This window comes from Candidatus Uabimicrobium helgolandensis, assembly GCF_041508025.1.
In the GTDB taxonomy this organism is placed as follows: domain Bacteria; phylum Planctomycetota; class Uabimicrobiia; order Uabimicrobiales; family Uabimicrobiaceae; genus Uabimicrobium; species Uabimicrobium helgolandensis.
On record NZ_CP165719.1, the window covers coordinates 3711517 to 3730844 of the forward strand.

Sequence of the window (19328 nt, forward strand, 5' to 3'; positions counted from 1 at the left end):
AAAGTTTGTTTAGTGTGTAAGTCATTGTAGAACAGAGAATCGAACATAACATACAAAATAAAATCTAAATATTGATATTCCCTAGTTAATGTGGTTTTAAGCAAGTCACAAAAAGTTTTTTTGAGATATGCAGCTTGCTTTTGGGTATTATAACAGAGTCAGCTCTTCGGTTATGTAGCTATAGTTATATAGCTTTTAGACTGTTTCCGCTCTAACACTCAAATTTTACGCTGACTTAAAATGCACTCGAAACTTTTTGCGGCTCACTATAAATAGAACTTCTCTATCAAAAGTTGGGTTAAACGTGACATCAGCTCAGGTAATTATCAGAAACGGTAAGCAAGCAAATAAAGTTTTTCCGCTATCTAAACACGAAAAGAAAATTATTGGGCGAGAAACTAACTGTAACATTCAAGTTCTAGACAAAGGAGCTTCGCGTAATCATTCTCTTATTGAATTCAAGGGAGACCACTTCCTTCTTGTAGACCTAGGAAGTACAAATGGTACTTTTGTTAACGACAAAACTATTATCTCTAAAATTCTTGCTGATGGCGATATTATTAAAATAGGTCAAACAGAGCTATTATATCGTCTTTCTGAGCCAGAAACAGAAACCAAAGTAGCTCCAAGTGCTGTGGGGATGATTGATGAATTTCTTCCAGCCAATAGTATTGTGGAAAAAATAGATGTAGGAAATTCTCTTTGCGGTGTTTCCTTACAAGACTTGAGGCAACAAACCGGCAACAATAATAATTCTGCTGCAAATTACTTGTCCACAATATACGAACTCAGTAGCTTGATTAATGCAGAACAAACTCAAACCAAGATGTTTGATGCTGTTCTTGAGAAGATTATGGATGTATTTAAGCCTGACCGCGCTTATATTGTTATTTATAAAAAAGAGCAAGAGAATCCTTTCCATGTCGCTGTTGAACGAGATAATATAGGTGATGAACGTAAAATTTCGAAAACAATTCTTTCGAAAACAATCCTCGATGGTGTTTCTGTAAGATCAGGTAATGCAGCCATTGATGGTGACTTAGCAGGCGGAATGAGTATTGTCGTACAAAAAATTAAATCGGTAATGTGTGTTCCACTTGAATCGCAAAACAAAATACTTGGTGCGATTTACATTGATTCCGTTGCGAGTACAAACAGATTCACAAAATCTGACTTAGATTTATTAACCGCGGTTGGTAAACAAGCAGGTATTGCCATTGAACGAGCAAGATTATCAGAGTCAGCCGTAGAAAAAGAAAAACTACACCAAGCTATGGAAATTGCGCAAAATATCCAACGCAGTATGCTTCCTGATCGAGTTCCTGACAGTTTTGAATACGACTTAGTTGGATGGAATAAGACTTGCGATGAAACAGGTGGTGATTACTATGACTTTTTTGAGTTACCCAATAGCAGACTTGCCATTACAGTTGGAGACGTAACAGGCCACGGTATTGGGGCTGCACTACTTATGGCAACCGCGCGAGCTTTTTTAAAAGCGCTAGCAATTAAAGCCCAAAGTGTCACGAGCTTAATCAATGAACTCAATTTTCTGCTAGAAAAAGACATGGATGATGATAAATTCATGACTTTATTTTACGGTGAATTTAATCCAGAAACAATGAAACTCATATACTCCAACGCAGGACACGATAATCCACTATTATATCGTGTTGCCACCAAAAAATTTGAAGAGTTGGAGGCAACAGGTATGCCTTTGGGAATAGATGACGAAGAAGAATACGACGAAGAAAGCGTTGTCATTAACAAAGGTGATGTACTCATTCTTTCTACCGATGGAATCACTGAAGCAATGAATCCCGAAGGTGAACAATTTGGACAAGAAAGGTTTGTTCAAATTATAGAAAGTAACGTTCACAAATCCGCAAATCAAATTATTAGAGAGTGCTATAATGCGGTAACAACTTTCTGCCAAGGTGCTGCCCAAAGAGATGACTTAACTCTAGTAGTGGTAAAATTTAATTCGCGGATAAAATAATACTCTAGGTTACTGGTTAAAAGTATAGAAAACAAATCACAGAGACCACAGAGAAAGGTTTATAAGGTAAACCTTTTTCAACCTTTAATCAAAACAGGAAAACCAGCATTGATTAACAAAGTAAGCTTGTGGTTGCCAATTTCATATTATGAAAGAATTGTGCATAATAACTATTCGCTTTCTCTGTGCCCTCTGTGGTTTGATTTTCAAAACACAAAGCTAGCGATTAGAGTAGTAATAGATATAGTTCTTTACAAGCCTGTATTCTCACCTACCAATCATCTCCATCAAATTCTAAAATAATGATATGGAGCAACAATGAAAAGTATTAGCGCTATAGCAATTCTGGGTATTTTCACGACTATTTTGCTAATCATAATGATGCTGTTTACTCTTGAAAGTTCTCCTACTATTAAGAATACAGTGAGTATGGCAAACGAAATTGAATTTGACCAGAATTTGGATTTTGTTTCTATCGCTCAAACAGCCGAAAAATGCCGCGTACTTATAGTTTCTAGTGTTAGTAAAGACGATGACTTAAAAAAAGAAATACAGAAAATAGGCAATTATATTTGGCGTAAATTTTCCATTGAAGCTGGCTTTGAAGAACTTGAAATTATTTTTCAAGGTAAAGTTGGTTCTGGTTGTTACCAAGACACCGTTATCGTAAAAAGTAATATAGAAAACCCTATTAAACGAAAGTGAAAACAAAGTGGAAACAACAAAGAATTTTTTTCCACAAACAAGTCGTTTGCGAAGTAAATCAGACTTTTCTAATGTATTCTTAAAAAAGAGGTCTCACTCTGGACGTTTTTTACGTTGTTACTATAGAAAAAACTCGCTTTCGGTTACTCGGATTGGTATTGTAGTAGGTAGAAAATACGGCAAAGCTCATGAACGCAATAAGTTCAAAAGAATAGTTCGTGAAGCTTTTCGTTTATACGATCAACAAAATTTCCCAATGGATATTGTCATATTGCCTCTTAAACGCAATAAAAGTCTACAATACGAAGATTTATCAAAAGATATATGGCAATTATTGAGAAAAAGCTACAAAAGACTAGGTTACCATTAACATGATTCGATATATATTCATTGTCATGATACGCATATATCAAAAACTACTCAGCCCTCTTTTTCCCGGCTGTTGTAGATTTCAGCCAACTTGTTCAAGCTACTTTATTGAAGCACTTCAACGCAAAGGTCTCATAAAAGGCTTTGGGTTGGGGTGTTACCGCATACTGCGTTGCAATCCTTTTTGCGAAGGGGGATATGATCCCGTAGATTAATCCACCAAAGAATTTTCCTCATCGTTTATACATAAAAGGGCAGGCGGCAAATTTTTTCGCCACTTCCCTAAGTTTGGAGTTATTGTAATGTTTACAAAGTTTGTACATTTTATAAGCTTACGCTATATAAAAACGCGAAAGGTTACGCGGTTTGCCATAGGAGGAATTGCAATCGGAGTTATGGTACTTCTTGTTGTAATTTCGGTTATGGATGGATTTATTAAAGAGTTTAAATCTCGTTTGCAAGGTGCTCTTTCTGATGTAATTATAACTGTACGCGCTCATCAAATGAACTACAATCAAATTGAAGATATTGTAAAAAAACATCCTAACGTACATTCTTGTTCTCCTCATTTAGATGGTTTAGTACTTATAGGTACTGGTCGGTTTTATGCAGGAGGAATGGTATTAGGTATTGACTATGAAAAAGAATATGAAGTAGGTAAGTTAAATGAATACCTAGTTACTTCGTATAAATCTCAGAAATTACGTGTCGAAAGAATCTTTGAAGAAAACGTACAACGTTCAAGAAAGATGCAAGTTAGTTGGGTTGTAAAAGCAGGAGAAGTTGTTGCAGAAGACGGACTTTTCCCCGCAGGAACACGCATAATATGCGAAAAGATAATCAAATATAAAAATAAAGACCCCGAAAGCAAAAACGATATACCGCCATCAATGAGCCTTATCGCCTATACGTTCAATAGCGAGAATAAAATTATTTTTATTGAGGACGATCTTCCTCTTGATGAACTTGAAAATGTCGCCAGATTATCAGAAGAAGGAAAACTCAAGTGGCAACAGTACTTCTCTGATATGTCAAAATACTTTCGCAATCGCAAGCTCAATGAGTACATGGCTCATTTCGACAAAAATCTACGCACATATAATGGAGAGATGTTGGGAGATGTTGATCCACAGAATCCTTTTAAAACGGAAGAAGAAGGCGTTCGTCCTGTAATTATGGGCTACGAGCTTATGAAAAATCTCCAATTAAAACGCGGTGACGAAATAGGACTTATGACAGGGAAACGCGACGAAACACAAGACGAACTCAAACCAATTACACGTAAATTTGTTGTTGTTGGTTCTTTTCGATCAGGTTGGCAAGAAATTGATGCGCGTTTGTGCTATACACGTCGCTCAGATTTACGAGGTTTTATCGATTGGCCAAACGATGTAAAAGAAGTATGTGTTGCCTTAAAAGACGCAACGCTTGCAGAGGAAACCAAGTATGATATCTACGATATGCTCAATAAAAGCCACTTAAATGCAACTTTTAGCGTTGAAAGATGGGAAGATAGACGTCGTACTTTTTTGTCTGCCATTCAGTTAGAACGAACTGTAATGTATTACATATTGTTTTTTATTGTTCTTCTTGCAGTAACAATGATTATGATCATTTTGGTTTTACTCGTAAAAGAAAAGACAAAAGATATCGGAATTTTAAGATCCATGGGAGCTTCTTCCAATGAAATAATGTGGATCTTTTTGTATAACGGTATTTTAATTAGTTTTCTCGGCGCGGTAATTGGTTGTCTTCTTGGTAGCTACATCAGCATAAATGTAAACGTGATTGCCGATTTTATCTTTGAGGCAACAGGCTTTCGCGTATTTCCTCGTGATATTTACTATCTTGATCAAATTCCATCAGAACTAAATTTAATGAGCATTGTGTGGATAGTATCACCTACACTTATTTTTTCTGTTATCTTTTGCGCTGTGCCTGCTCGGGCTGCTTCAAAAATGACATGTGTCGAAGCTCTAGTCGGTGGAAAAAGAGATAAAAATGCCTCTCGTAGGGTTAGAGGGCGTAAAAATTTAGAGATATCAAGAATTCACAATGAATTTTTCTCTACCAAAAGACTTACTAAAGAGTATCAAATGGGGTCACAAAAATTACGAATTTTAGATGACGTAAATTTTAAGGCTTCTCCTGGAAAAATGACGGCAATTATTGGGCCTTCTGGCGCGGGAAAAAGTACTCTACTACACCTACTTGGAATGCTCGACACACCAACTTCTGGTCATATTTATCTTGATGGCATCGATTTAGAATCATTGTCTCAAAGCCAACGTTGTAAAATTTTAAATACTAAAATAGGTTTTATCTTTCAGTTTTACCATCTATTTCCAGAGTTTACAGCATTAGAAAACGTTCTTCTTGCAACAATGGTTAGATATGATATTTTTTCATGGCAAACAGCGAAAAAGCAAAAAAAACAAGAAGCAATAGATTTATTGACTCGTTTTGGCTTAGCAGATCGCCTATCACATTTGCCAGATCAACTATCTGGCGGAGAACGCCAACGTGTTGCTATCGCACGTGCGCTTATCAATAATCCACAAATCGTTTTATGTGATGAACCAACAGGAAATTTAGATGAAGACAACTCTAAATCAATCCAAGATTTACTATGGGAACTCAATGAGCAATTTGAACAAACATTTGTTATTGTTACCCATGACTTAAACATTGCACGCCGTGCACACGAAGTGTACAAAGTAGAACAAAAAACGTTAGTTAAAAAAGACTTAAAGAGTCTGACTCAATAATCTTAGGGCACATAATGTGCCCTATGTTTTTTTATGGATATTTACATGAACCTACCAAATATGCTTACTCTTTTTCGTATAGGATTAAGCCCTGTATTTATGGTGTTTTTTCTATGGGGAACTCCTACGACGAGAATTGTTGCTTTATGTATTGTTTTTATTTCAGAGTGGACTGATTTACTTGATGGTTACCTTGCTCGTAAATACAAATTAGTAACTGACGTAGGAAAGTTACTAGATCCTCTTGCCGACAGGCTGTTTCGTTTTTCAATTTTCTTATGTTTTTTAGTTCAAGGATATGCCGAAATTTGGATGGTGGCGATATTTTTCTATCGCGATTCAATTGTATCGTGGTTACGTACAATCGCAGCTTCGCAAAATCAAATTCTTGCAGCACGTATGAGTGGTAAATTAAAAGCTTTAGCCCAAGCAGCAGCAACATTCTTTATTATTTTACTGGTAACAATAAACGATTGGACTCCTGTACCTCATCTAACAACAATTAGTTATTCATTAATGATAATGGCTACAGTAGTTACTCTTTATTCAGGTATAGAATATTTCTGGGCAAATGCAACCGTTATTAAAACCGCTTTTATGGATAAAGAGCAAAATGCCTAGTTTAACTTATGAACAACTTTCACTTATTTTTAATGAAAATAAAGATGTTGTTCTTGGTGGTATGATCCAAAAAATACATCAACCACAAAAAGAATTCTTGCTTTTACAAATTCGCAAGCCACAAATAAATTATCGTTTATTTTTTTGTTTTGAACAGCAGAGTATTGCGTTTTATTTGACAAATAAAACTTGGAAGAATCCATCTTCTCCCTTGTTTTTTTGCCAGTTATTACGAAAATACCTGCTTAACGGACGAATTACAGAATTCACACTTGCAAAAAGTGATCGCTCTTTGTTAATGAAAATACAAACAAATAAAGAAAATATACAAACAAATTTCTTATTAAGTGAGATGTGGGGACGTAGCGGCAATACATACCTTCTAGACTCCAATAAAAATATTATCGGTTCGCTGCACCCATCTAAAAAACCAAAAGACTATTTTGCAATTGTAACTCCCTCTGTATCAACAAATGTGACTCCTAAAAAAAATTTTCTGGAAGAACATATAACAAAAGATCCAGGAAGCTTCCCTTGGAACGAAGCCGCAGACAATTTTTTTTCAACAAATTTACTACAAGAAAGAGAGAACCGTCAACTAAGAGTTCTCTCCTCGATAATAAATAAAGAACAAAAAAAATTACGTAATAAAATATCAAAACTACAAACTCATTTGAGCGAAGCAAAAAGTAGTGAAGATTTACGTATTCAAGGTGAGCTACTAAAAAGTAATATGCATTTGGCTAAACGCGGTACAAAACAAATAAAAGTTATCAACTATTTTTCCGAAAACGCAAACGAATACATAGAAATCCCTCTAGACTCACGTAAAGACGCCAAAGAAAATATGCAGCACTACTTTAAACGTTATCGTAAATTACAAGATGGAATTCCCTTTCTACACAAGCAAATCGATAAAGCGCAGCAAGAAATTGACAATAACGAAAAACATTTAGAGTGCTTAAAAAATGGTAACTTTCCACCTTTGTCTAATCTTCCTTTAAAATGGCAACGACAACTGCAACAATTGTCTAAAGGAACTTCAACAAAAAGCGTTCCACAAAAGCAACGTGATTGTTATTACAAATTTACATCCCAAGATAACATTACAATCTTAGTAGGACGCGGTAGTCGCGACAATGATCAACTAACATTTCAAGTAGCAAAAGGTAACGATTTGTGGATGCACGCCGAAAACTACCCAGGTGCTCATGTAGTTATTCTAAACAGAGATAAAAATTCGCCACCACAAAGAACATTATTTGATGCTGCGCAACTTACAGCTTACTATAGCAAGGCCAAAAACCATCCTAAAGTTTCTATTTCGTATACATATCGCAAAAATGTCTCTAAACCAAAAAAATCAAAGCCAGGGTTAGTCTACCTATCAAGTAAGAAAAACTTAATTGTTGCACCTGATAAAGAAATACTAGAAAAACTACTGCCGACTAAGGAATAGTTTGAGGTTTTGTAATAAATAAGTTACGACACCCGTAAAAGAAAGGCAATACAATGAAAATGACGCGCCGTTATTTTTTAAAATCAGCTGGGCTTTTGAGTTTATACTGCGGTTTAAGCCCTATTTTGGCAAATGTCGAACAAATACAGGTTAAGCGCAATAAAACGATAGTAGTCATTTTTTTACGTGGCGGAATGGACGGTTTAAATTTCATTATTCCTTATAATGATCCGCATTATTATACTCTGCGTCAATCAATAGCAATCCCCAAAACAGGTAGTAACGCTGTTATTCCTTTAGATAATTTTTTTGGTCTACATCCCAAAGCTGCTTCTTTACTGCCTTTTTTCAAACAAGGTTATGCAACAGCGTTACATGCTGTAGGCTATTCTCAAAATACTCGCTCTCATTTTGAAGAACAAGATGTCTGGGAAACAGGAGTCATTGGCAATACTATCAATTCAGATGGTTGGCTAAATAGACATTTACTAACTTCAGAAGGCCATGGTCCAATAAGGGCAATTTCTTTAGGAGAAAATCTTCCACGAATTTTGCGTGGTAAAGCGCCGGCCTATTCTATTCGCGGTTTAGATAACCTGGCTATACCAAAAGAGCTAAATGAATCGCAAATGATGGCCGCCTTAGAAAGTGCATACTCCGCTCCTGAAGAAAAAAACGATGCCGCATATCGACTTTCACAAGCAAGCAAAGAAACCCTACAGAGCATAGGTATACTACAAAAAGTAGCTGGGCAACCATACCAAACAAAGGTAAAGTACCCGAATAACCCTTTGGGAAAAAAATTACAACAAACTGTTCAATTAATCAAAGCAAATATTGGATTAGAAGTTGTTGAAATAGACTATGGTGGTTGGGATACGCATCGTCAGCAAGGAGGCGGAAATGGACGCTATGCAACGATGCTAAAAAATTTAAGCGATAGCATTTCTGCATTTGCACAGGATTTACAAAGCAAACTCGACGATGTTCTGCTTATCACAATCAGTGACTTTGGACGTACAGCGAGAGAAAATGGTACGCAAGGCACAGACCACGGTTGGGCAAATTGTATGTTTGCAATGGGAGGGGCAGTAAAAAAACAAAATAAACCAGTTATTGCTAATTGGCCAGGTTTAGCTCCAGAACTTCTATATCAAGGAAGAGATCTAAAGCATACTATTGATTTTAGAGATGTTCTTGCAGAAGTTGTTGCAACGCACCTTGGTAATAACAATCTACAAAAAATATTACCTCAACACAATTTTCAAAAAATCGGCTTTCTAAATTAGAAATTTTATTCGAAAAATATGATAAGAATAAGATAGAAGTGTTCACGTTCATTTATTATTTTAAATAAGAACTTAAGGCGTATCATCAATTAAAAAAAGGTAGCTTCTTGTGTTATCTTACTTCATTGAATAAGGACAGGCCCTAGGCCAAAGTTTATTCATTGCCTAGATTCTTTGGTCTAGTTGATTAAATTCCTTAGTAGACGTGGCCCATCGTCATAAAAATCATGCTGTGTTTGCGTTAAGATGTCATGAATACCACAATTTGACACACCGCATGCAGCAACAATCCCTGATATAGTTGCTCCCATAATTCCATGATAAACATTACTAGCACCACATGTATATAAATTGTTTATTTCTGTCGCTGCAGAATAAGCAAAAGGACCTATCTGTCGTACAGTTTTCTTTACTCCATAAACATTATAATTTGTAGCTGGTATATAATGATTATTGGTAAGAGGTGTCCCTATAGATTCAAATACAATTTTTTCAGAAATGCCTGGAATTAATTTTTCAAGAGCTCTTTTCATTTGTTGCGAAATTTGCTGTTTTACCGCTAAATATTCTTGTGGTCGCGATTGTGGATCGCTATTATGCCATTTTTCAAAAGAGTTATGCGGCACAAATGAAAACATCTCCATTGTGTGTATGCCATCTTTTCTCTTACTAGGATCTTTTAATGTTGTTACTGTTAAAAAGAAATGAGTAATTTCTTTGGGTAATGTTTTGCCGTAAGCAGCATGTTGATAAGTAGCTTCTATATCTGAAGTTGTATCCGCATACAAATAATTGCCAGAATCTAAACCAGCAGCGATAACATCCATATCTATCGCTAAAAATAAACTAATACAAGAAGTAGAGTATACTGTTTTTTGCAACTGTTTTTTTAGCTTTCGGCTTAAATACTGTTGACCTATAAGTTTGTGAAATGTCATGTGAGGGTCAGCATTAGAGATCACATTTTTTGCTGTTATTTCTGTTCCATCTTGTGTGCAAATGCCTTGCGCTTGCCACCCTGAAAATCGTTTTTTCAACAATATTTTTTCTACAGCAGTGCGCGTTTTTATTTTACCATTATGCTGACGCAATGCTTTAATATAAGCTTTTATAATGGACTTACCTCCACCTTTAGGATAGTAAGCACCTTCGAAATAATGTGAGGCTAGACCAGCATGTGATACAACAGAAGCTTCGCTTGGTGACATCGCGTGATTGCCAGCTTGTATGGTAAGAATTCCTCGAAGAAGAGGCGCTTTTATTTTACAATAGTCGAGCAACCGCTCTACACTACCAAAACCATGTCGCAAGAGACAATAAAGGTCTTTTACCGTATGCTTTTTTGATAGTCCTTTCAAGGTGCGAGCCACAATTGTAAAATACTTTTTTATATTCTGTGCCTCTTGTGGAAAGCGCTGCTGTAAACGTTGTATATAGATCTCTCTACCTTTAGGAATATCAAAACGTTGATTGCCAATACAAACATGATCATAGCCATTGGGATTTATCTCTAAAAAAGTAATATTTTCAGCAATTCCTAAATTTTTATAAATATCGTGAAGTTTTCCTCCAGGTTTTAGAGCACCTAGATAATGAATTCCAGGACTAAATTGAAATCCTTCTAGGGAAAAAGAATGACACCAACCTCCTGGTAGATAATGTTGTTCCAAAACCAAAACACGCTGACCACTACGAGCTAGGCAAAGAGCTGCAGTTAAACCTCCTACTCCAGAGCCAATCACAATTGTATCGTAATCTGTTTGCATTATATTGTATTCTTTCAATGGGTAAACATTTTTGTCAGGTTACTTAGTTATTAGACTTTATTGCTTTGTGTAAAAATTAACTTATATTACGACTTGTTCCAATTGAAATAATAATCTTACAACGGGTATAAAATCTTGTTTAGAACATGTTAAAAGTGACCTATGACAAAAGTTGTCGAACTTCAGTGGTAAAATGCTTACAAAAGTATTTCCCCAAAGGGGAAAAATATGTCAGCTCAAGACAACGCTCAACTACAGTTGACTTAAGAGATGGAGATAATGAGTAAGTTACTCATATTCAAATATTTATGTTGGTTTTGGTCTAATTGGAACAAGCCGTACTTTAGAATAGATTACGGCAAGAGTCACGGTGACTATTTAATTGATGACAGGCTCTAAATAAAGATGAACGTGTTCAATATCCCTTATATTTTGTAGACATCCAAAACTTCACGTTAGTTAGCAACGGAAGTTTCTAACTTCTGTGCCGCACCAAAAGAGTTAGAGCCTAATTTAAGATTTCTAACAACACTTTCTTCTGGAGTTTTTGCTACAGCACAATATTTTCTCCATGCCCAAATGCTTTTTCCCAAAGACATAGATATAGAATGTGCAGATTCAAAACCAAAGTGAATGCACTCTTTAATAAATTCTTTTTTACCTGTACTTTTTCCTTTCCAAAACTGCAAAATTATCCAATTAATAAGCCCCTTACGGTGGCCAATATTAGTAAGATAACCATTTGGTTTTAGTAAAGAAAAGAGAAAAGGAATAACGGCTTTTAAGTTTCCATATTCCGTTAGTGATCCAGTACTGATAATTAAGTCAAAAGAATTAGGTTCAAAAGTATACTCTTTTCCGCTTTCGAAATCGTAAAACTCTTGCTTGTTATAATCTCCTTGAATCAAATGTACATCAGGCTCTTTACTTTTGCAAAGATCTAACATATTTTTGGAGATATCAAGTCCAATAATTGTTGCATCCGGATACATTTCCTTCAATTTTGTCATTGCAATCCCTGTTCCACATCCTAAATCAAGTATCTGTGGTTTAGGAGACAGCTTTATCTTTGCTTGCGTAATGTACTCTTCTATTACATCCTTGTAGCCCCATTTTTGAAGAGAAGCATCATACTGCGAAGCTATTTTTTCATAATATTGCTTTACTTTTTCCATGAATAAGCTCGAAATTGTGAAATAATCAAAATACCATTGTTCATTCGCTGATTATAACAAATTAATTTTTTACTACAAGGAGCTATCTAGAAATAATTTGTGTTCGGTAAGCAAGTAAAAAGAAAGGCCTTAAGGGTAAGATCCTTGCAAATTTATATAAAACAGCTCATAGCGATGCTTAAGGAGGTGTTAGCAATAAAAAGAGTAGAAGATCAACTAGCTTATAAAAAGAATATGTAGAAATTGCCAGTTATAGATTGAGGATTGGGATATTTTTGAATTGTTTTAAGAAGTATGGTTTTAGGCGTAGTTTTCTACGCCTAAACACATAGAGTAGCGTTATTCTTTTTCTTTATTCTTTTTCTTTTTTTTCGGTTTCACAGGTTTAATCAAACCAGCTTTGAGTAAAACTCTATATGCACCATCTCGATCAATAGTTTTTAATGCTTTTTTACAAATTTTCACTTGTACATGAGCATTCATTTCAGGAACCCATATTCTTCTTTTTTGTAAATTAGGTTTAAAGGTTCTTTTTGAAATTCCTGTGGTTTTTAAACCGATACCACCTTCACATTTAGGCTTACCTCTTCTGGCAATGCTACGCCCAAATTGTGTGCGTTTTTTTGTGACTTCACAAACTCTAGACATAATTCTTGTCCTTGTAGTAATTATTTTTATCGAACTAAGGACATACTGTGTGAGCAGTCCTATTGAAGAATTTTTTATAATATCATTGTATGAGCTAGCTGTCAAGATTTAAGCAGTTTACTATTTGAAAATAGTTTGCGATCTCTCTGGCCCAACGGAAATAATATCAACTGAAACATCTAATAGAAGCTCTATTTCCTTAATATAAGCTTTACAATTGTCAGGGAGATCATCGAAATTTTTACACATAGTAATATCTTCCGTCCAACCAGGTAAAGTTTTATATACTGGTTCAAGCTCTTCAATTATAGATAACGAATTAGGAAAATGATCAATAACTTGGTCTTTATAATGGTATTTAGTACAAATCTTTATTTCTTCAATACCCGAAAGAACATCTAGTTTTGTTAACGCTATACTCGTTAGACCATTTATTCGATGCGTACATTTTAACAGTACAGTATCTAACCATCCACATCGTCGTTTTCGACCTGTCACTGTTCCAAACTCTTGGCCAACTGTACCAAGTCGTTCACCTATTTCATCCTCTAATTCTGTTGGAAATGGCCCGCCTCCTACTCTTGTAGTATAGGCTTTAACAACTCCAACAATATTATGAAGACTAGACGGTGGTACTCCACTTCCAAGACTAGCAGCTCCAGCACAGGTATTCGAAGATGTGACAAAAGGATATATTCCATGATCAATATCAAGAAATACTCCTTGCGCCCCTTCAAAAAGTATAGGCTTTTTACTAGCAATATATTCTTCAAGAAGCAAAGACGTACTAGTTACATGCTTCTTTAGGAGTTCGCCATATTTGGTATACTGCTCACAAATTTCATCTAACGTTGGGCTCATTTCCCCATGTGCTTCTATAGTTTTTTGCTTTAATGGAAAAACAATTTCTAGCCGCTTTCTCAATTGATCTTTGTCACAAATATCACAAATACGAACACCATTGCGAGAAATTTTATCGCTGTAACAAGGTCCTATGCCCTTTAAAGTTGTCCCAATTTTATTTTTGCCACGATGATTCTCTTCGATACCTTCCCACACTTTATGGTAAGGCATAATTACTTGTGCACGTTCACTAATATAAAGCTTCTCAATGCCAACGCCAGCTTTTTGTAAAATATCAAATTCTTCCAAGAGAACTTTAGGATCAATGACAACACCATTTCCTAAAATACAAGTTTTTTGGTGGAAAATACCTGAAGGAATTAAGCGTAACTTATAAGTGTTTTCGCCAATTACAATTGTGTGTCCAGCATTATTACCACCTTGAAAACGAACAACCGCTTCATAATTCTCGGATAAAAGATCAACTAGCTTTCCTTTACCTTCATCGCCCCACTGTGTACCTAATACAACTGTATTTTTCATTTTTAATTCTTTTTCAACAAAGAGCTAATTTTCTTTTTGAATGACGTTGCTTTTAGCGGAAGTTCTAGAAATTCATTAAACCCATATTGGGTTAATTTTTTTTTCTGAGAACCTGAAAAAGCACCAGATATAGCCACAATAAGCAAAGCAAAATTATTTACTGTTCCACGAATCGAACTACAGAAGTTTTTATTATCTACACCTGTAAGTGATAAATCAACAAAAATAATATCTGGAGATTCTTGCGTTGCAATCATGCCTGCTGCAAAAACATCATTTGCTATATTACATTGATAAACATCGCTTTTACAAATTGCATTTGCAAATTTTTTATTGTAGTGTTCTTCCCCACAAATAAGCAAAATATTCATCGTATTTTGCTCTTCATCTGTAGGAAAGCCGTGAGACTTCATGAATTGATATATTGCATCTCTAGGAATGCGAATTTTTCCTGAGCCTGGCATTTTGAAATGCTTTATTCGATCTTCACGAATCCACTTGTGGATTGTAGGAATGGAAACATCACATAATTTTGCTACTTCACCTGTTGTCAACGATTTTTTTTTATCCATTCTAAATTCCGTATCTATATATTGAGAGTTATAAATAACAATGTGCATATATGCAAAAAATTTCTTATTTGCAAGGCGCCAACTATAACTGTAAGAATGAGAAAATTCAAGAAAAAAATAGGCGTATCTACATTTGTTTTATTGCTGTTTACCGTTTTTAAACTACCACTAATAAAAGCATCTAAATTATCAAAGATATCAGGTTTAAAATTGCTTTGTAATTATGAACAGGAATGTTTAGGTTAGTGTAGGATTTGAGTATGATTTACTATCAAGAAGATAGCCCTACAGGTTACCTTCTTGTTTTATTGAGCCAATAACACTGATTGTTAATAGATTAGCTAGATTTCCTAGAACTACTACATTTTATAGGAATAGAGAAGCAGAAAGACCTAATAAAGCGCCAAAAATTCCACCCCAAACAACTAACCATCCCAAATGTTCTCGAATCATGCTTTGAATGATTTCTTTAACTTTTTGCGGTGTTAATTCCTCTAAACGCTTGTCAACAAGTTGCTCTACTTTAGTTCGTAAACTGTCATAGTTTCCTGTTGTAAATTTTTCAACAAGCTGCGATTCATTTAGAAAACCTAGAGTTTTAGTCTTGAAGTCTTCGCGTAAAGGCTCAAGAGCAGCCACTCCACCAAACATACCTAACATCGAACCAAATGAAGACTCCTCAACGGTTTGTTTTAATTTATCAAACAACCCATTTACGATAGAATCTAAATCAATTTCTTGATTTACGGTTTCCTTAACATATTTTTCGAAATTCTCTTTATTGAAAAAGTTATCCATAATTAAATTACGAATACCTGCTTTAAACTCTTCGAAACGATTAGGTATAATACCTGAACCATACAAAAAGGGAATTTTTTCGAATAACATATAAACAGCTAGCCAGTTGGTAAATGCACCTGATAAGGCGAATAAACTCGCTTGATATAAGTGTTGTTGACCATAAAATTGTGGGCTAAAATAAGCAGCCACAAAAACAGCCAATGAAATTAGGTTGGTAAATAGACTTTTTTTCATAATTTTTTTTGGTTTGTGTATAAAGGATGCCGAAAGTGGGATTTGAACCCACACGAGGTATTACCCTCACAAGGCCCTCAACCTTGCGCGTCTGCCAATTCCGCCACTTCGGCTTTAATTACAATTTCGACCAAAGAATAATACAAAAAATATAAAAAGTCAAGCTTTTTTTCTAACTTTATTATAGTATTGTAGCGTTGGAATAGCTCAATGTAAAAACCATAATCATATTACACATATAAAAACTAATAAGGAGTAGTTACAATGACAAAAACAATTACAAGAATAGTCACAGTATTAATGATTGTATTTACTATAGTTGCCGTTGTTGCTACTGGATTACTTTATGTTTCTTGGTCAAGTAGTCTAGCGACAAGCTCTGGATATTGTAAAATAGTTAGCCTCTGCAAAGCTTACTCGTTGTACCATGTTGATTTTGGAGAAAATAATTTTCCTCCATTCGAAAAACTATTTGAGTTAGAAATGCTTGAAAAAAAAGAATGTTGGTGCCATGAGAGAATACCGCCGTACACATATCACTATAATATTTATGGTCAAGAAATAAAGAGAGAACGAGACTTCAATAATTTTCCCACTCAAGTAGATTATTGTTATCTCTACGACAAAAGTATACCTAAAACGTTCGACGCTATTATCGCTTACTGTCCGCAACACACTGACCAAGGTAATGTTCCGGTAGTACATCGCGATTTATCAGTTAGTACTATGAGATGGTCTAAATTCCAAAAAATATATGAACAACAAGTACATTTCCTTAAACAACAAGGAACTGAATATTCCTTTAAAGAAGGGATTATTTCGCAAAAAACTCAAAAGCAATAAAAGACTTAATTTGCAGTTTTTTTCGTTACAATACCAGCTAAATTATGCCAGCCGCTTATTTTTGATGGTGTTGGATTCATGAGTTCTTTACGCTGTTGTTTTAGCATTTTATAATTCCAAAAACCAAGGGTGGTTTGCCCTATGGCAAAAGTTACTCCGCTATCAATCTCGCATTTACTCATTTTCTCCCCGAGAATTTTTGTGCCGTTACTACTTCCTAAATCTTCTAAGGTACATACACCACTTTGCAGAATGATTTTAGTATGTTGACGCGAGATGTGTGTATCCCCAGGTATATTTATATCTGCTTTGCGTCCAATAATAAAACTTTGATTATCTCTTAGTGGACATATTTCACCACTAATTGGCTTCGGAGAAGACACTATTTCTAACCCATAAAATACTTGCTGTTCATCCATATTAAGAACATTTTCCCATAGTTTGACATCATGAATATCCTGTACAAAACTTTCAATTTCATCAATAAATGGACGGTTATCTGGCACAAAGTCCAGTAATTTTTCTAAAAGATTCGCTGTTTGTGGCGTAATATACACAGAACTAGCTTGTAGTTCTAAACTGGTAACAGGCTGATTATTTTCAATGCGTGTTCGATATTCAGCAGCAGAAGCAAAAGGGAAACGGCCAGTAATCATACGATACAGAATAATTCCCGCCGAATAAATATCCGCAGATGTTGCGATTCTTTCGCCACGTATATATTCGGGCGCTAAGTACAATGCATGCCTTGAAGTAAACATAACTCCATCGAGCGCAGTGTTCCACCCAACAAATTTCACTTGCTTATCGCGACCACACAATATATTGTCTAAATGAAGATTTTTACATATGTATTCGCGCTTTGATGTTTCTCTTAAAAGTAGTAGCACTTTACGAAAAACCAACATAGCTTCGTTATAGGAAAGTTTACCTTTTTTAGCCAAATAATTCTGCAAACTTTGTCCAGCAAAATACTCTACTTCTACATGAGGGAGTGTTTCGTCAAAACTTTTTATATTGCATAAGATATCGCTGTGGATCTGCTTAATACTTCTAGCTACTTTAAAGAACTCCATTACTTGTAATTGTTCTTGCTTGTGATATGGATGAAGAATTTTAACCACTGAATTATCGGTAACCTTGTAGATAAGGTAACGTTCACTTTCAGAAATTTTCTTAGCAAACTGATATTTTTCACCTAGATAATGCTCTAAACCATCTTTGGCATATCCTTCTTCACTAGTAACTGTTACATTTATAATTGCATGTGGTTGTATTTCAATACCCCATTCCAAAAGAGTATGAGCTTCAATAACTTGATTATCACTAAAACGCAAAGTATAGATATCGTCTTTTTGTAAGGAAATTTCGTTGCCATTTTCGCGAATAGTAATATTACCATAAGCTTTTATCAACATAGAGTCATGTTGAAAATTAAATGTACAGTGCGTTGCTTGAGCACCTTCAACAATAATAGAAGATTTCTTAGCACTCCCAATAGAGATAAAAGGTGTTGGAGTGTGGTCAAAGAAGAAATTTAATGTGTTATGCAAGGTATCTTTCACCGTAATGTTATTCGGTAAATTTCTCGAAATATCTATTTTACAATGGAAAGCATCGTGACTATTCATATGTCCTCAAATTTGTAAGTTATTTTATAACAATGACCTAAGATCTACAGGATACTCAGTTTGTGCGCCAGAGACTATCATTTTAACAATTTTACATAATTGAAACACATATAATATACTAAATAGAAAGCGTAAATTGCAACTTTCGAATATTTTCTTAGCAAAAAAGGAGATGTTATGTCTTGGGAAGTAACGATCATACAAAAAATACAAGGCTTTGATTCCCAAGCACTTGTTTACTTTAATCAAGGAATTACTAGTTTAGGAGAAGCTTACTTTTTTTTAATTTTTTTATCTGTTGCCTGGGTAATCGCACCACGTAGATTTTCAATTCATTTTACGTTCCTGCTTTTATTTACAGTACTAATAAACACAATACTCAAGGAAATTTTTACGCGTCCACGTCCTTTTGTAGTACACCCTCAATTACAATTGTTTTCAGCACAAGGCTATTCTTTTCCAAGTGGCCACGCTCAAATAGCCGTGGTATTCTGGGGGTACCTCGCATACTACTTACGAAACAAAGTTTTTTGGTTAATTAGTTTGACTTTAATACTACTTATTGGAATATCCCGAGTTTACCTAGGCGTCCATTATCCAACAGATGTTTTATGCGGATGGCTTGTAGGGAGTGGATGTTTAGCTGTATACTTTTATTCATACACCTTCTGGCAAAAACACTGGAAATTAAGTTCTACTACCTGGGTTTTTACTTCCATTTCTAGCGCACTATTATTTCATACAGAACTACTTGTTCCTACTTTAGGCAGTTTAGTTGGTGTTATTATTGGGTGTCATTTGGCGCAAAAATACTTACACTTTACAACAACTAAAACTAGTAAAAATATTGCTATTCGCATTTCAATTTGTGTATTAGGAACCTTATCGTTATATATCCTAGGTAAAAAGTTTTTTCCACGCACAGAAGTAATTCGTTTTATTCACTACGCAGCAATATTATTATGGATGTCCTTTATCGCTCCTAAATTGTGCTGTTACAAGACAAAAGAGTAATCACATGTTCCACAGTACAAGAGCTTTGTTGTTGCGTAACTTGTATTA

Annotated in this window: 17 protein-coding genes and 1 tRNA gene; 10 read left to right on the forward strand and 8 right to left on the reverse strand. The window is 35.0% G+C overall.

The genetic code is table 11. The features are described 5' to 3' along the window. Positions 1-304 precede the first annotated feature (304 nt). From UABHE_RS13575 to UABHE_RS13610, 8 genes are all read left to right on the forward strand, one after another. On the forward strand, positions 305-1999 hold the full coding sequence (locus UABHE_RS13575; RefSeq protein WP_372370883.1) for a SpoIIE family protein phosphatase: 1695 nt from the start codon (positions 305-307) through the stop codon (positions 1997-1999). 318 nt (positions 2000-2317) lie between these two features. Further along, positions 2318-2704 carry a hypothetical protein gene (locus UABHE_RS13580; RefSeq protein ID WP_372370884.1) on the forward strand — a complete coding sequence of 129 codons (387 nt, stop codon included), beginning with the start codon at positions 2318-2320 and terminating at the stop codon, positions 2702-2704. 7 nt (positions 2705-2711) lie between these two features. Further along, positions 2712-3074, forward strand: coding sequence for a ribonuclease P protein component (rnpA, locus tag UABHE_RS13585; protein WP_372370885.1), 363 nt, complete (start codon positions 2712-2714; stop codon positions 3072-3074). 4 nt (positions 3075-3078) lie between these two features. Then, positions 3079-3288: a membrane protein insertion efficiency factor YidD gene (gene yidD, locus UABHE_RS13590; RefSeq protein WP_372371612.1), complete on the forward strand. Its 210-nt coding sequence runs from the start codon at positions 3079-3081 to the stop codon at positions 3286-3288. Between the two features lie 87 nt (positions 3289-3375). Continuing rightward, positions 3376-5841, forward strand: coding sequence for an ATP-binding cassette domain-containing protein (locus tag UABHE_RS13595; protein WP_372370886.1), 2466 nt, complete (start codon positions 3376-3378; stop codon positions 5839-5841). A 45-nt stretch (positions 5842-5886) separates the two neighbouring features. Beyond that, entirely contained in the window at positions 5887-6462 is a 576-nt protein-coding gene (gene pgsA / locus UABHE_RS13600; RefSeq protein WP_372370887.1) for a CDP-diacylglycerol--glycerol-3-phosphate 3-phosphatidyltransferase, read from the forward strand. Further along, on the forward strand, positions 6455-7921 hold the full coding sequence (locus tag UABHE_RS13605) for an NFACT family protein (protein WP_372370888.1): 1467 nt from the start codon (positions 6455-6457) through the stop codon (positions 7919-7921). Before pgsA ends, UABHE_RS13605 begins: the two co-directional genes overlap by 8 nt. A gap of 53 nt (positions 7922-7974) precedes the next feature. Further along, positions 7975-9210, forward strand: a complete 1236-nt coding sequence (locus UABHE_RS13610) for a DUF1501 domain-containing protein (RefSeq protein ID WP_372370889.1) — start codon at positions 7975-7977, stop codon at positions 9208-9210. A gap of 179 nt (positions 9211-9389) precedes the next feature. On the opposite strand, the gene UABHE_RS13615 is transcribed toward UABHE_RS13610, so the two are convergent. The 7 genes from UABHE_RS13615 to UABHE_RS13645 all read right to left on the reverse strand — a co-directional run bounded on the left by UABHE_RS13615 (position 9390) and on the right by UABHE_RS13645 (position 15905). After that, complete coding sequence (locus UABHE_RS13615; RefSeq protein WP_372370890.1) at positions 9390-10976, reverse strand: phytoene desaturase family protein; 1587 nt, start codon at positions 10974-10976, stop codon at positions 9390-9392. A gap of 455 nt (positions 10977-11431) precedes the next feature. Then, on the reverse strand, positions 11432-12151 hold the full coding sequence (locus tag UABHE_RS13620) for a class I SAM-dependent methyltransferase (protein WP_372370891.1): 720 nt from the start codon (positions 12149-12151) through the stop codon (positions 11432-11434). Positions 12152-12490: 339 nt separating this feature from the next. Continuing rightward, entirely contained in the window at positions 12491-12799 is a 309-nt protein-coding gene (gene rpmB / locus UABHE_RS13625) for a 50S ribosomal protein L28 (RefSeq protein ID WP_372370892.1), read from the reverse strand. A 120-nt stretch (positions 12800-12919) separates the two neighbouring features. Further along, positions 12920-14185, reverse strand: a complete 1266-nt coding sequence (locus UABHE_RS13630) for an adenylosuccinate synthase (protein WP_372370893.1) — start codon at positions 14183-14185, stop codon at positions 12920-12922. 2 nt (positions 14186-14187) lie between these two features. After that, entirely contained in the window at positions 14188-14757 is a 570-nt protein-coding gene (locus UABHE_RS13635; RefSeq protein WP_372370894.1) for a helix-turn-helix domain-containing protein, read from the reverse strand. A gap of 366 nt (positions 14758-15123) precedes the next feature. Next, entirely contained in the window at positions 15124-15792 is a 669-nt protein-coding gene (locus UABHE_RS13640) for a DUF445 domain-containing protein (protein WP_372370895.1), read from the reverse strand. A gap of 27 nt (positions 15793-15819) precedes the next feature. Further along, a tRNA-Leu gene (locus UABHE_RS13645) sits at positions 15820-15905 on the reverse strand. A 151-nt stretch (positions 15906-16056) separates the two neighbouring features. On the opposite strand from UABHE_RS13645, the gene UABHE_RS13650 reads away from it, so the two are divergent. After that, complete coding sequence (locus UABHE_RS13650) at positions 16057-16635, forward strand: hypothetical protein (protein ID WP_372370896.1); 579 nt, start codon at positions 16057-16059, stop codon at positions 16633-16635. Between the two features lie 5 nt (positions 16636-16640). Here UABHE_RS13650 and UABHE_RS13655 read toward each other — a convergent pair whose 3' ends face one another. After that, positions 16641-18266 (reverse strand): FHA domain-containing protein, encoded by a 1626-nt coding sequence (locus UABHE_RS13655; protein WP_372370897.1) that lies wholly within the window; start codon positions 18264-18266, stop codon positions 16641-16643. Positions 18267-18443: 177 nt separating this feature from the next. Here UABHE_RS13655 and UABHE_RS13660 point away from each other — a divergent pair, with 177 nt between their 5' ends. Beyond that, the gene (locus UABHE_RS13660; RefSeq protein ID WP_372370898.1) at positions 18444-19280 is read left to right on the forward strand and encodes a phosphatase PAP2 family protein; all 837 of its coding nucleotides are present in this window, start codon (positions 18444-18446) and stop codon (positions 19278-19280) included. Positions 19281-19328 lie beyond the last annotated feature (48 nt).

Excerpts from the sequence above, each read along its gene's own strand:
- UABHE_RS13660 (WP_372370898.1), top strand. The coding sequence starts at position 18,444 with ATGTCTTGGGAAGTAACGATCATACAAAAAATACAAGGCTTTGATTCC.
- UABHE_RS13640 (WP_372370895.1), bottom strand. The coding sequence starts at position 15,792 with ATGAAAAAAAGTCTATTTACCAACCTAATTTCATTGGCTGTTTTTGTG.
- UABHE_RS13655 (WP_372370897.1), bottom strand. The coding sequence starts at position 18,266 with ATGAATAGTCACGATGCTTTCCATTGTAAAATAGATATTTCGAGAAAT.
- UABHE_RS13580 (WP_372370884.1), top strand. The coding sequence starts at position 2,318 with ATGAAAAGTATTAGCGCTATAGCAATTCTGGGTATTTTCACGACTATT.
- UABHE_RS13635 (WP_372370894.1), bottom strand. The coding sequence starts at position 14,757 with ATGGATAAAAAAAAATCGTTGACAACAGGTGAAGTAGCAAAATTATGT.
- UABHE_RS13650 (WP_372370896.1), top strand. The coding sequence starts at position 16,057 with ATGACAAAAACAATTACAAGAATAGTCACAGTATTAATGATTGTATTT.
- UABHE_RS13630 (WP_372370893.1), bottom strand. The coding sequence starts at position 14,185 with ATGAAAAATACAGTTGTATTAGGTACACAGTGGGGCGATGAAGGTAAA.
- rpmB (WP_372370892.1), bottom strand. The coding sequence starts at position 12,799 with ATGTCTAGAGTTTGTGAAGTCACAAAAAAACGCACACAATTTGGGCGT.
- UABHE_RS13595 (WP_372370886.1), top strand. The coding sequence starts at position 3,376 with ATGTTTACAAAGTTTGTACATTTTATAAGCTTACGCTATATAAAAACG.
- pgsA (WP_372370887.1), top strand. The coding sequence starts at position 5,887 with ATGAACCTACCAAATATGCTTACTCTTTTTCGTATAGGATTAAGCCCT.
- UABHE_RS13605 (WP_372370888.1), top strand. The coding sequence starts at position 6,455 with ATGCCTAGTTTAACTTATGAACAACTTTCACTTATTTTTAATGAAAAT.
- UABHE_RS13610 (WP_372370889.1), top strand. The coding sequence starts at position 7,975 with ATGAAAATGACGCGCCGTTATTTTTTAAAATCAGCTGGGCTTTTGAGT.
- UABHE_RS13615 (WP_372370890.1), bottom strand. The coding sequence starts at position 10,976 with ATGCAAACAGATTACGATACAATTGTGATTGGCTCTGGAGTAGGAGGT.
- UABHE_RS13620 (WP_372370891.1), bottom strand. The coding sequence starts at position 12,151 with ATGGAAAAAGTAAAGCAATATTATGAAAAAATAGCTTCGCAGTATGAT.